This window comes from Rhodobacter flavimaris (assembly GCF_021378075.1).
Taxonomy (GTDB): Bacteria; Pseudomonadota; Alphaproteobacteria; order Rhodobacterales; family Rhodobacteraceae; genus Rhodobacter; species Rhodobacter flavimaris.
Genome location: NZ_JAJUOS010000001.1, coordinates 443,378 through 456,318, shown reverse-complemented (window position 1 = coordinate 456,318; position 12,941 = coordinate 443,378). Strand labels below are relative to the sequence as shown.

Genomic DNA, 12,941 nt, shown 5'->3' with positions numbered 1-12,941 from the left:
GCGTAACAGCGCCACGCAATTCGCCGCTCCGACTGGAATGATCGGCCGAATGGCCGTATTCGAACTTCAACCCACTCCGATCCCGGCTGAACAGCTTGGCCGGATCGTGACAACCTACCTGCGTCCGCTTTGACCGGCGCCGAAAACGGGAACATAAAGATGCTTGAAATCAAGAACCTGCACGTCAAACTTGAAGAACAGGACAAGGTCATCCTGAAAGGGGTGGACCTGACCGTCGAAGCAGGTAAGGTCCATGCGATCATGGGGCCGAACGGCTCGGGCAAGTCCACGCTGTCCTATGTGCTCTCGGGTCGCGACGGTTATGAGGTCACCGATGGCTCGGCCACGCTTGAGGGCGAGGAGCTGCTGGACATGGAGCCCGAAGAGCGCGCCGCGGCGGGCCTGTTCCTCGCGTTCCAATATCCGGTCGAGATCCCCGGCGTTGGCAACATGACCTTCCTGCGCACCGCGGTGAACGCGCAGCGCAAGGCGCGCGGTGAGGAAGAACTCTCGGCGGGTGATTTCCTCAAGCTGGTGCGCCAGAAGGCCAAGACGCTGAAGATCGACGCCGAAATGCTCAAGCGTCCGGTCAACGTGGGCTTCTCGGGCGGTGAGAAGAAGCGCAACGAAATCCTGCAAATGGCAATGCTTGAGCCGCGGATGTGCATCCTCGACGAGACCGACTCGGGCCTCGACGTGGACGCGATGCGCCTGGTGGCCGAGGGAGTGAACGCCCTGCGCGACGAGAACCGCAGCTTCCTGGTGATCACGCACTACCAGCGCCTTCTGGACCACATCAAGCCGGACGTGGTGCATATCATGGCCGATGGCCGCATCATCAAGACCGGCGGGCCGGAACTGGCGCTTGAGGTCGAGAACAACGGCTATGCCGCGATCCTGGCCGAGCACGGCATCGAGGGGGTGCTCTGATGACGGCGGTCGAAAAGCAAACTCCGCTGGAGGCGCGCCTTGCGGCGATCGACCTGCCCAAGGGCGGTGCCTTTACGGCGGCGCGCGCCGATGCTCTGGCGCGGCTGGTGGCGATGGGCCTTCCGGGGCGGCGCGACGAATACTGGCGCTATACCGATCCGGCGGCGCTGAACGCGCCGATGGCCCCCGCCGCCAAGCCCTTTGAGGCAAGCGACGAGGCCCCGCTGTTTAACGGCATGGACCGCGTGAAGCTGGTCTTCGTGGATGGCGTTTTCGATGCCGAGGCCTCGGATGCGCCGGAGCTGGCCGGGGTCGAGATCGCGCGTTTGGCCGAGGCGGAAGCCGCCGATATCCATTGGGCGCAGGGTCTTTACGGCACGCTGGAAACCGCCGGGCAGTCGCCCGTCGTGCGGCCTTTCGCGGCGCTGAACTCGGCCGCTGCGACGGATGGGCTGCTGATCCGCGTGACCGGCAAAGCGGCGAAACCCGTCAGCCTGATCTACGTGCACCGCTCCGAGACCTCGGACCCGATCCTGCACCACGTCATCAAGCTGGAGCCGGGTGCGGAGTTCACCCTGCTTGAAAACGGTCCGGCCGGAGCGCGGTTCAACAAGGTCATGGAGGTCGATGTCGGCGCCGGTGCGCGCTTCCATCACATTCGGGCGCAGGGCCGCGATCATGAGCGTCGCGCGGTGACGGGCATCTTCGCCCGCGTGGCCGAGGGCGCGCTGTTCAAGAGCTTCACCATGACCGTGAACGGCGTGCTGACGCGCAATGAATGCGTGATCGACATGGTGGGCGACGATGCGGTGGCCCATGTCGCCGGTGCGGCGCTTGGCGATGGCGCGAGCGGCGCGTTTCATCATGACGACACCGTCTTCATTACCCATGGCGCCGAGCGCGGCGAGAGCCGTCAGGTCTTCAAGAAGGTGCTCAAGCACGGCGCGGTCGGCACGTTCCAGGGCAAGATCCTTGTGAAGCCCGGCGCGCAGAAGACTGATGGCTACCAGATCAGCCAGTCGCTTCTGCTCGATGACGACAGCCAGTTCCTTGGCAAGCCCGAGCTTGAGATCTACGCCGACGACGTGAAATGCTCGCACGGCTCCACGACCGGCGCGCTGGATGAGACGGCGATGTTCTACCTGCGCTCGCGCGGGGTGCCGCATGAAGAGGCGACAGCGCTGCTGGTGCTGTCCTTCCTGGCCGATGCGATCGACGAGATCGAGGACGAGGCGCTGAAGGACGAGGTCGTCTCGCGGCTTGAGGCTTGGCTGGCGCGGCACAGGGGCTGAAATGGCGGCGGTCGATGACATCCTGCGCAGCTACCGCGCGCCTCGGGTAGTGATGCGCGCGCATATGGCGCGCACCGCGTCCGAGCCGCGGGCGCTGACCTTCCTGATGGCCGCGCTGGTCGTCATCTTCGTCGCGCAATGGCCGCGGCTGTCGCGGCTGGCTTTCGAGCAGCCGGACCTGCCGATGACCGGGCTGATGGTGGGAACCGGGATCGCGCTGGTCGCGACGATCCCGGCATTCTACCTGCTGGCCGCCGTGGCGCGGCTGGTGGCCAAGGTCTTTGGCGGGACGGGCAGCTGGTATGGCGCGCGTCTGGCGCTGTTCTGGGCCATGCTGGTGGTGTCGCCCCTGATGCTGCTTCAGGGGCTGGTCGCGGGCTTCATCGGGCAGGGCGCTCAGCTTGTTCTGGTCAGCTGGCTGACCTTCGCGGCCTTCGTGCTGATCTGGGGCGGCTGCCTGCGCGTGGCCGAGTTCGAGGCGGGTGGAAAATGATTGCAGGGCTTGATCTGCGCCAGATGGTCGTGCGCACCTTCCGCGAGCCGCGCGTTGTTGCGCGGGAGCTGATCGCGCTTAACCTGCCGCCGCGGGCACGCCTTCTGGCGCTGGCGATTGTCATCGTGGTTTCTGCAGCCCTTGGCAGCTTTGCCGAGATCCTGTTCGCCTTCGTTACCGATCAGGATATGGGCGAGCCGGCAAGCCCGGTGCCGATGGCCATCGCGCAAGGCGCGCTGATCCTTTACGGCGCGACGGCGATGACCGTTCTGGGGCGCAACTTCGGCGGGCGCGGGCGGTTCTACGACGCGCTTTTGCTGCTGACCTGGATGGAGTTTGTGCTGATCGTCGCGCAGGTTGTGCAGGTCCTGGTGATGGTGTTCTTCCCCATTACCTCGGTCATCGCGATGATGGCGATGATGGTGCTACTGTTCTGGTTGCTGGTGCAGTTCACCGCCGCGTTGCACGGGTTTGAGAATCTGTTCAAGGTCGCCTTCGGGGTGATCGTAACCTTTCTGGGCAGCGCCATGATCGCGGGAATGCTGATGGTAAGCCTTGGCTTCGTGCCCGTGCCCGTCACGGGCTGAGGAGACTGACGATGTATGATGTGGCCAAGATCCGGGCCGATTTTCCGATCCTGTCGCGGCAGGTGAACGGCAAGCCGCTGGTCTATCTGGACAACGGCGCCTCGGCGCAAAAGCCGCGTTGCGTGATCGACGCGATGACCCGCGCCTATGAGGACGAATACGCCAACGTCCACCGCGGGCTGCACTTCCTGTCGAACCTCGCGACCGAGAAATACGAGGGCGTGCGCGATATCGTGCGCTGCTTCCTGAACGCTCCGAGTGAGGAGCATATCGTCTTCACCACCGGCTCGACCGAGGCGATCAACCTTGTCTCCTACGCATGGGCCGCGCCGCGTCTGGAAGCGGGCGACGAGATCGTGCTGAGCGTGCTTGAGCACCATGCAAATATCGTGCCCTGGCATTTCCTGCGTGAACGCCAAGGCGTCGTGCTGAAATGGGTCGAGCCTGAGGCGGACGGATCGCTCGATCCGGCGAAGGTTGTCGAGGCCATCGGGCCGCGCACCAAACTGGTCGCCATTACGCACATGTCGAACGTCACCGGCACGCTGGTCGATGTGAAGGCGATCACCGAGGGCGCCCACGCCAAGGGCGTCCCGGTTCTGGTCGATGGCTCGCAGGCGGCGGTGCATATGCCCGTGGATGTGGCCGATATCGGCTGCGATTTCTACGCGATCACCGGCCACAAGCTTTACGGCCCCTCGGGCTCGGGCGCGATTTATATCCGCCCCGAGCGCATGGCCGAGATGCGCCCCTTCCTCGGCGGTGGCGACATGATCGACACTGTGACGCGCGATGCGGTCACCTACAACAAGCCGCCGATGAAGTTCGAGGCGGGCACTCCGGGCATCGTGCAGCAGATCGGCATGGGGGTTGCGCTCGAGTACCTCATGGGGATCGGGATGCAGAATATCGCCGCGCATGAGCACGACCTGCGCGCCTATGCGGAAGAACGTTTCAAGGGCCTCAACTGGCTGAACATTCAGGGTAATGCACCGCAGAAGGGCGCGATCTTCTCGATGACGCTGACCGGCGCGGCCCATGCGCATGACATCTCGACCATCCTCGACAAGCGCGGGATCGCGGTGCGCGCGGGCACGCATTGCGCCATGCCGCTGATGGACTGGCTGGGGGTGTCAGCCACCGCGCGCGCGTCGTTCGGCATGTATAACATCCGCGACGAGGTCGATGCGCTGGTGTCCGCGCTGGAACTTTGCCACGAGCTTTTCGGCTAAAGCGGCGGCTGCGACCTGATGCCTCAGCCCTGCGGCGGTATTGTCGCATGGGCAGGGCGTTCACATTCTCGTAATCGAATATATGGGAGGCATCTTTCGGCCATCTCGCGAGTATTCGGAGCGAAGATGAAACACGCATTCATGCGAACGGCTGTGCTCGTCTCGGCGGTCGTTCTGGGGGCAGGGGCCGCGCTTGCGCAGGAAAGCCCCGCCACGAACGAGACCGAGGTGGGGGCGCAATCGCGCCCTGCACCAGGCGCGCTGGCTGCGCATATGAGCGATCCGGTGAAGGAACTCACCGCCGATCACACCAAATTCGAGATCCTCAAGGGCCCGTTCGCATCCGGCCCCGAAGTGACCGCCGCCTGTCTGAGCTGCCATACCGAGGCCAGCAATCAGGTGATGCACTCGGTTCACTGGAAATGGGAATATGAAAACCCCGCGACCGGGCAGGTTCTGGGTAAGGCCAAGGAGCTGAACGCATTTTGCGGCAACGTCGCCTCGAACGAGACGCGCTGCACCTCGTGCCACACGGGCTATGACTGGGTCGATGTGCGCCAGCCGATGCCGGACGATCCGACCAAGGTCGACTGCCTCGTGTGCCACGATACCTCGGGGCAGTACGCCAAGCAGGACAACCTTGCGGGCAACCCGCCGCTAGAGCCGGTCAAGGACGGCTCCAAGACGATCACGGGCGCCAAGGCGACCCCGGTCGATCTGGTCAAGGCCGCGCTGTCAGTAGGCGAGCCCTCGCGGCAGAACTGCGGCAACTGCCACTTCTACGGCGGTGGCGGCGATAACGTGAAACACGGTGACCTGAGCTCGGCGCTGTTTGATCCTCCGAAAGCGGTCGATGTGCACATGTCGAAGGACGGTGCGAACTTCACCTGCGAGGCCTGCCACGTTTCAGACAAGCACGTCCTGGCGGGCTCGCGCTACAATACCGATGTGGTTGACCCCCACGCGGCGGAGCGCAAACCCGGCGAAGCGCGCGATGTGGCCTCGTGTACGTCGTGCCACTCTGACGCGCCGCACACGGGGCCGAACCCGGTGCTTGCGCTCAAGCTGAACGACCACACCGACCGGGTCGCCTGTCAGACCTGCCATATCCCCGAGTTCGCGCGCGGCGGCGTTGCCACCAAGACCTGGTGGGACTGGTCCACGGCGGGCAAGCTCAAAGAGGGCAAGTCTTATGGCGAAGAGAACTTCATCCAGTCGGACGGCAAGCATCTGCACACCTACCTTTCGACCAAGGGCGATTTCCAATGGGCCGAGAACGTGGTGCCTTACTACGCCTGGTCGAATGGTGTGATGAGCTACACCCTGCCCGAAACGCAGATCAACCCCACGCAGATCGTCGAGATTAACGCGATCGGCGGCGAGCCGGGGGATAAAGATGCGCGCATCTTCCCGTTCAAGCGGATGGGCGGCAAGCAGGCCTATGACACCGAGCGTAACGTGCTGCTGTACAACCACGTTTACGGTCCGGGTGACGGGGCGGCGCTGTGGTCCCACTTCGACTGGGAGAAATCGCTGAAATTCGCGATGGACTATGTCGGGTTGGAATACTCGGGCAAGTTCGATTTCGTCGAAACTTACATGTACTGGCCGATCACCCATATGGTGGCGCCCAAGGATGACGCGCTGAAATGCGACAGCTGCCACGCCGAGAATGGCCGAATGGCCAATGTCGCGGGCATCTACGTCCCCGGTGGCGGTATCGGGATCGGCGGCAAGCTTGGGCTGGTGGTATTCCTGATGGCCTTGCTTGGCGTTGCCGGTCATGGGGTGCTGCGCCTGTTCGGTCGCAAGGGAGGGCATCATGGCTGAGCATTTCGTCAAGGTTTACACCCGCTTCAACCGGATCTGGCACTGGTCGCAGGTGGTCTCGATCATGCTGCTGTTCTTCACCGGCGCGCGGATGCTTGGGCTGCACCAGTTGGGTCCCTTCGGCCTTGCGGTGACGGTGCACACGCTGGTGGCGCTTGCGCTGCTGTTGCTGTGGGCCTTCGCCACCTTCTGGCTGTTCACCACGGGCGGCTGGCGGCAGTTCATCCCGCGCCTGACCGGGATGGTGAAGGTCGCGCGCTTCTATGCCTTTGGCGTCTTTAAGGGCGAGGAGCACCCTTACCACAAGACCTTCGACCGTCGTCACAACCCGCTTCAAGCGCTGGCCTATTTCGCGCTGAAGATGGCACTGTTCCCGGCGATCTGGATCTCGGGGCTGCTGTATCTGAGCTATAACCTCTGGGGCGCGAATGATGCTCAGGCGTTCTGGCTTGGGCTGGTGGCGAACATTCATGTCCTGGCGGCTTTTGCCATCGCGGCCTTCGTCGTGGCGCATGTTTACCTGCTGACCATCGGCCACGGCTTCCGCGAGCATGTCCGCCCGATGCTGACCGGTTATGACCGCGTTGACCTGACGCCGGAGGCCGAGGCCTATCTGGCACAGAAGGGGCTGCTCAAGGACTGATCCCTGAACCGACCATTGACCCCGGCGCCTCTGGTGCCGAGGTTTACATTTGTTCGCGCAAAGAAAAAGCGCCGCGAATGCGGCGCTGGTTTCCTTGGACAGGGTTGGGTCGGATCAGCCGCCCCAGGTACGGACCGGGCCGCAATCCATATGCACGAAGTTCGAGCGGGTGTATTTGCCCACGCCGCCAGCGTGGCACGCGGCAGCGGCCGCATACATCTGCGGCACCGAGCGCGACTTGAGGCGCAGGTCGGCGGCCATGCCCTTCATGTGCAGCGAGTTCTTGGCAACGCCCTTCGACTTCGAACGCAGCATCGCGTTGGTCTTGGGCGAGCGGTAGCCCGACAGCATCATGTAGGGTTCGCTCACGTCCATCAGGCGATGCGAGGCGGCAGCGATGTCGATGGTGCGGGGGTCGATGACGGTCGCGTCATTCGTGCGCCAGTCGCGCATGAAGTGGTTGATCTCTTTGAGGGCTTCCTTGATGTACTCGCCCTCGATCCAATAGACGGTATCGACGCTTTCACCAGTCCGGCCCGAGTACATGCGGATGCGGCGCACATCGCCCGCACCACGGAGGATTCCGAAGGCGTTGCTCATCGTAGGGGCGGCCGTAACCATCGTCGCCGCAAAGACCCCAAGGAGCCCACGCCGGGTCGTCGTCATCATAGTCATATCGTTCGCCTGTCCTGCCTCTTCGCTGTGCCGTTATCTCGGCCGTGCGTAATTATTAATTCTCAAACGATGACAGTGTTATGCCATGACATATGTCACCTTCCAACAGCTCATTTCGCGGTTTTGTGAGCGATTGTGAGGTTTCGGCGGTTTTTTGCGCAACTCGCGCGCTGTGGCGCGGCTGCATCGGTTTGACTGCGGAAAAACGTGGCAGGGCCAGGTTCAGGGCGGGCGGTCTGGACAGTCCCGGCCTTTTGTTTGAACCTTGTTTTTTACGGGAGTTCATTCTTTTTCGGGGTTCTGATGTCGTCGGTTATTGGTATGCGTCTTTCCACTGCGATCATGGTTGCGACCTTGACCGTGGGCTTGTGCGCACCGCGGGCCGAGGCGCAGATGATCTCGGGCTATGCCCAGGCAATTGCCGAGGTGTCCTCGACCGATGCCGCGCTTTCGGCCTTCTACGCGCAGCGCAACTATGAGCCGATCTGGACCGGCGCGGGCGATGCGGCCCGCCGCGCGGCGCTGCTTGGGGCTCTTGATATGGCGGCGGCGCATGGCCTTCCCGCCGGGCGGTATGATGCCGAGGGGCTGCGTGCCCAATTCGCCGCCCTGCGATCTGAGCGCGAGCGCGGGATGCTGGAGGTCGCGATGTCGCGCGCCTTCCTGACCTATGCGCATGACGTCTCCAACGGTGTGCTGGAGCCAAAGAAGATCGATTCCGGGATCGTGCGCGAAATTCCCCGGCGCGACGGGCTGGTCTTGCTGCAAGGATTGGCGGCGGCGTCGGACGAGCCGATGGCCTATATGCGCAGCCTTGCGCCGCGCGCACCGCAATATGCCCAACTGATCAAGGCGCGGCTCGATTTGCAGGCGCAGATCGCGCGCGGTGGCTGGGGCGCGACCGTGCCTGTCAAGGTGCTGCACCCCGGGGATGACGGCCCCGCAGTCGTCGCGCTGCGCGACCGCTTGCAGGCGATGGGATACCTCGGGCGCTCGGCCACGGCGGTCTATGACGCCGAGGTTCAGAAGGCCGTCCAGCAATACCAGTTCGATCTGGGCATGACGGCGGACGGTGTTGCGGGGGAAAGCACGCTCAAGGAAATCAACCGCGCGCCCGAAGAGCGGATGCAATCCATCCTCGTCGCGATGGAGCGGCTGCGCTGGATGAACGGCCTTGATCTTGGGGCGCGCCATGTCTGGGTGAATATCGCCGATTTCTCGGTGCGGATCTTCGATCACGGCAAGCAGACCTTCGAATCCGTAACCGTCGTCGGGCAGAACCAGTCGGATCGCCGCACGCCGGAGTTCTCGGACAAGATGGAAATGATGGTCATCAATCCGACCTGGCATGTTCCGCGCTCGATCACGGTCAAGGAATACCTGCCGATGATGCAGCGCAATCCGAATGCGGCGGGGCATATCAACCTGATCGACTCGCGCGGGCGGACCGTGCCGCGCTCGGCGGTGGATTTCGCGGCCTATGACGCGCGCAACTTCCCCTTCGCGATGAAGCAGCCGCCCTCGGATGGCAACGCACTTGGGCTGGTCAAGTTCCTGTTCCCGAACCCCTACAATATCTACCTGCATGACACGCCCTCGAAGTCGCTGTTCGAGAAAGAGGTGCGCGCCTATAGCCACGGCTGTATTCGTGTGGGGCGCCCGTTCGATCTGGCCTATGCGCTGCTGGCGCCGCAGACGGACGACCCCGAGGGTTATTTCAAGAAGGTGCTCAACACCGGCGCGGAAACCACTGTCAAGCTTGAGACGCCTGTGCCCGTGCATCTGGTCTATTTCACTGCATGGCCCACCACGCGCGGCAAGATGGAATACCGGCGCGATATTTATGAGCGCGATGCCGCGCTTTGGTCGGCGCTGGAAAACGCCGGGGTGGAATTGCAGCTGCTGGCGCATTAAATCGGGGTAGGGCGCAGGAAGGTGCCCGCTTCGAAAGGTCCGGCTCATGGCGCAAACCGTTGAAACCATTGCCAGGGCGCTGAACGCCCGGGCGGAAGGCGATTTGCAGTTGCCGATCGAGGGCGCGTCGGAGCCCTCTGCCGCGGGCGAGCGTCAGATTGCCCTTGCGATGGACCCGAAATATGCGCCCGGTATCACGCAGGGCAAGGCGCGCGCGGCAATCCTGTGGGAGGGTGCAGACTGGCAATCCTACGGTCTGAGCGCGGCGATTTTCGTGGCGCGGCCCCGGTTAGCGATGGCAGGCCTGTCGAAAGCCTTCGATCCCGGCCCCGAGATCGCCCCCGGCATTCACCCCACCGCCGTCATTGACCCCACCGCCGAGATCGGCGCCGACCCCGCCATCGGGCCTTTCGTGGTCATCGGTCGCGGTGTGCGCATCGGTGCGAATGCACGAATCGCCGCGCATGTGGTGATCTCCGAAGGCGCGCGGATCGGGGCGGATGCGCTGGTGCTTCAGGGTGCCAAGATCGGTGCGCGCGTGGTGATTGGCGATCGGTTCATCTGCCAGCCCGGCGCGGTGATCGGCGCGGACGGCTTTTCCTTCGTCACCCCCGAGAAATCGGGGATCGAGGAAATCCGCGAAACCCTGGGCCACCGCGAGGAGATCCGCCAGCAAAGCTGGACGCGTATCCACTCGCTCGGCACGGTCGAGATCGGCGACGATGTCGAGATCGGCGCGAATGCCTGTATCGACCGCGGCACGGTGCGCGCGACCTCGATCGGGCGGGGCACCAAGCTCGATAACCTCGTGCATGTCGGACACAACGTTCAGGTGGGCGAGGATTGTCTGCTGTGCGGTCAGGTCGGCATTGCCGGGTCCACCCGGATCGGCAACCGCGTGGTTCTGGGCGGCCAATGCGGCGTGTCGGACAATATCTTCGTGGGCGACGACGTGATCGCAGGCGGCGCCACCAAGATCATGTCGAACGCACCTGCCGGGCGCGTGTTGCTAGGTTACCCCGCGATCAAGATGGATACCCACGTCGAAGCGTGGAAAAACATTCGCCGCCTGTCGCGATTGTTTGCACAAGTCTCCGAGCTTCGGGAAACTGTTACAAAATTGGCCCAAAAGGGGAGCGCGGAGTAACCCCATAGATGAGGCCCGACGTGCAAGACCAGATCATCTCCATCATCGCCCGTGAAGCGATTCTCGAGCCCGCCGCCGTTCATCCCGACATGACCCTTGACGAGCTTGGGCTGGACAGCCTCGGCCTGGTCGAAGTGATCTTTGCCATCGAGGAGGCCTTCGACATCTCGGTTCCCTTCAATGCGAATGAGCCGAGCCAGTCGCATTTCGATATCTCCTCTGTTGGCGCCATCGTGCGCGCAGTCGAGCGGATGATCGCGGGGCAAGCGCCCGCGGCCGCCTGAGAATGCGGCGTGTCGTCATCACGGGTGCGGGCACCGTCAATGCGCTGGCGCAGGACGTTCCGGGCACCCTGAAAGCCTTTGCAGAGGGCCGCTGCGGGATCGGCCCTCTGGATTTTCCGGATGTCGAGCGGCTGAGCGTGCGGATTGGCGCGCAGGTGCGCGGCTGGACGCCCGAGGCGCATTTCGAGCGCTCGCAGCTGACGCTGCTTGACCCTTTCGCGCAATTCGCGCTGGTCGCCGCGCGCGAGGCGATGGCGCAGGCCGGTCTGGGCAAATCGCCCAGTGTGCCCGAGCGTTGGGGCGCGGTGATGGGCACTGCGGGCGGCGGCAACTCGACCGTCAATGACGCTTTCCGCGCGGTCTTTGCCGAGGGTAAGAACCGTGTGCATCCGCTGACCGTTCCGCGCCTGATGAACAACGCGGCGGCCTCGCATCTGTCGATGGAATGGGGGCTGATGGGCCCGTCCTTCTCGGTTGCCACGGCTTGCGCAAGTTCGAACCACGCCATCGGCCTTGCGTTCCAGATGATCCGTGCGGGCATGGTCGACGGGATGCTGGCAGGCGGCTCGGAATCGATGCTGAATTTCGGCGGGTTGAAGGCCTGGGAAGGCCTGCGCGTCATGTCCCCCGATGGCTGCCGGCCATTCTGCGCGACGCGCAACGGGATGGTGCAAGGCGAGGGCGCAGGTGTCTTCGTGCTGGAAAGCTACGAGAGCGCCTCGGCGCGCGGGGCCGAGATTTTGGCCGAGGTGCGCGGCTTCGCGATGACCTCGGATGCGGGCGATATCGTGGCGCCCTCGGTCGAAGGGGCTGCGCGCGCGATCAGCGGCGCCTTGGCGGATGCCGGGCTGGCCGCAGACGAAATCGGCTATATCAATGCGCATGGCACCGGAACCTCTGCGAACGACCGCACGGAATGCGCGGCGATCCATGCGGCCTTTGGGATCGCGGCCGAGCGGGTCATGGTGTCCTCGACCAAGGCCATGCACGGCCATTGCATCGGCGGCACCGGCGCGGTTGAGCTGCTGGCCTGCCTTATGGCGCTGCGCGACGGGGTCATCGCGCCAACGATCAACCATGTGCAGGCCGACGCGGATTGTGCGCTGGACATCGTGCCCAATTCCGCGCGTCAGGTGCCCGTTCAGGCGACGCTTTCGAACGCCTTCGCTTTCGGCGGGCTGAACGCGGTTCTCGCGCTCACGAAGGTCTCATGAAAACGCCGCCCCGAGGGGCGGCGTTTGTCGTTCAGTTGCGGAACTGCAAACCCCGATCAAAGATTGTCGGCATTCGCCTTCTCGACGGTTTCGTAAGCGGCAGTAAAGCCCTTGAGCGAAATCGCGAGTTGCACTTTCTTGTCCGGCGCGGCCATCGGAACGATGGTCATCTGAAGCTGCTTGCCCTTCTTGTAGGCCGCCAGTTCTTCCTCGGTCAGGCCAATGCGGCCCACGCAACCCATCTGAGCGCAGAAGGTGAACGGGTAATACCGCGGCTCGGCGGTATCGACCGAGATCGAGATGTTCTGGGTCAGCATCGTCTCGAGCGGTGTGACGATGGTGGCACCGGCGACGGCCTTGCCACCCTTGGGCAGGGCAACCATGGCGATATCGGCAACACTGTTGCCCTTTTCGTCCTTCAGAAGCTGATACATCTGGCAGGGATCGTTGCCCTCTTCGGTGCGCACGCACTGGATCGTCCAGTCGCCATGGGTTTCGGCGACATAGGTCGTGCCGGGGCCATCGGCCGCAGGCGCTTCCGGCGCGGCTTCGGTAGTCGCCACGGGGGCCTCAGCTGCGGGCGCATCGGTGGCGGGAGCGGTCGTTTCCTGCGCCTGTGCAGTTGCTGCCGCGAGCCCAAGCGCGAGGGCGATGAGGAGGGAGGATTTCAGCTCGGTCATTGTTCTTTCCATCCGTTAGG

Annotated in this window: 13 protein-coding genes; 11 read left to right on the top strand and 2 right to left on the bottom strand. The window is 63.7% G+C overall.

All coding sequences use genetic code 11. The features are described 5' to 3' along the window. Nucleotides 1–159: 159 nt before the first annotated feature. The 7 genes from sufC (at nt 160) to LZA78_RS02220 (ending at nt 7,007) form a co-directional block, all read left to right on the top strand. Complete coding sequence (sufC, locus tag LZA78_RS02250) at nt 160–930, top strand: Fe-S cluster assembly ATPase SufC (protein ID WP_233675316.1); 771 nt, start codon at nt 160–162, stop codon at nt 928–930. Then, entirely contained in the window at nt 930–2,222 is a 1,293-nt protein-coding gene (locus LZA78_RS02245; protein WP_233675315.1) for a SufB/SufD family protein, read from the top strand. Before sufC ends, LZA78_RS02245 begins: the two co-directional genes overlap by 1 nt. Before the next feature lies 1 nt (nt 2,223). Then, the gene (locus LZA78_RS02240; protein ID WP_233675314.1) at nt 2,224–2,715 is read left to right on the top strand and encodes a YIP1 family protein; all 492 of its coding nucleotides are present in this window, start codon (nt 2,224–2,226) and stop codon (nt 2,713–2,715) included. Beyond that, entirely contained in the window at nt 2,712–3,302 is a 591-nt protein-coding gene (locus LZA78_RS02235) for a YIP1 family protein (protein ID WP_233675313.1), read from the top strand. Before LZA78_RS02240 ends, LZA78_RS02235 begins: the two co-directional genes overlap by 4 nt. A gap of 11 nt (nt 3,303–3,313) precedes the next feature. Continuing rightward, nucleotides 3,314–4,534 (top strand): cysteine desulfurase, encoded by a 1,221-nt coding sequence (locus tag LZA78_RS02230; protein WP_233675312.1) that lies wholly within the window; start codon nt 3,314–3,316, stop codon nt 4,532–4,534. 126 nt (nt 4,535–4,660) lie between these two features. Then, a complete protein-coding gene (locus tag LZA78_RS02225; protein WP_233675311.1) occupies nt 4,661–6,364 on the top strand; it encodes a tetrathionate reductase family octaheme c-type cytochrome in 1,704 nt (567 codons plus the stop codon). Then, nucleotides 6,357–7,007, top strand: a complete 651-nt coding sequence (locus LZA78_RS02220) for a cytochrome b/b6 domain-containing protein (RefSeq protein WP_233675310.1) — start codon at nt 6,357–6,359, stop codon at nt 7,005–7,007. The genes LZA78_RS02225 and LZA78_RS02220 overlap by 8 nt, the downstream gene beginning before the upstream one ends. Nucleotides 7,008–7,121: 114 nt before the next feature. Here the strand turns inward: LZA78_RS02220 and mepK are convergent, their stop codons facing one another. Beyond that, nucleotides 7,122–7,682 (bottom strand): peptidoglycan L,D-endopeptidase MepK, encoded by a 561-nt coding sequence (gene mepK / locus LZA78_RS02215; protein WP_233675309.1) that lies wholly within the window; start codon nt 7,680–7,682, stop codon nt 7,122–7,124. A gap of 321 nt (nt 7,683–8,003) precedes the next feature. Between mepK and LZA78_RS02210 the strand changes: the two genes are divergently transcribed. From LZA78_RS02210 to LZA78_RS02195, 4 genes are read left to right on the top strand one after another with little or no spacing between them, the layout of a single operon-like run. Further along, on the top strand, nt 8,004–9,596 hold the full coding sequence (locus LZA78_RS02210) for a L,D-transpeptidase family protein (RefSeq protein ID WP_438811047.1): 1,593 nt from the start codon (nt 8,004–8,006) through the stop codon (nt 9,594–9,596). Between the two features lie 46 nt (nt 9,597–9,642). Beyond that, nucleotides 9,643–10,743: a UDP-3-O-(3-hydroxymyristoyl)glucosamine N-acyltransferase gene (gene lpxD / locus LZA78_RS02205; RefSeq protein ID WP_233675308.1), complete on the top strand. Its 1,101-nt coding sequence runs from the start codon at nt 9,643–9,645 to the stop codon at nt 10,741–10,743. 8 nt (nt 10,744–10,751) lie between these two features. Then, complete coding sequence (locus LZA78_RS02200; RefSeq protein WP_218631088.1) at nt 10,752–11,027, top strand: acyl carrier protein; 276 nt, start codon at nt 10,752–10,754, stop codon at nt 11,025–11,027. Between the two features lie 2 nt (nt 11,028–11,029). Next, nucleotides 11,030–12,241: a beta-ketoacyl-[acyl-carrier-protein] synthase family protein gene (locus tag LZA78_RS02195; protein ID WP_233675307.1), complete on the top strand. Its 1,212-nt coding sequence runs from the start codon at nt 11,030–11,032 to the stop codon at nt 12,239–12,241. Nucleotides 12,242–12,297: 56 nt separating this feature from the next. Here LZA78_RS02195 and LZA78_RS02190 read toward each other — a convergent pair whose 3' ends face one another. Beyond that, nucleotides 12,298–12,921 (bottom strand): invasion associated locus B family protein, encoded by a 624-nt coding sequence (locus tag LZA78_RS02190; RefSeq protein WP_233675306.1) that lies wholly within the window; start codon nt 12,919–12,921, stop codon nt 12,298–12,300. Nucleotides 12,922–12,941: the final 20 nt, after the last annotated feature.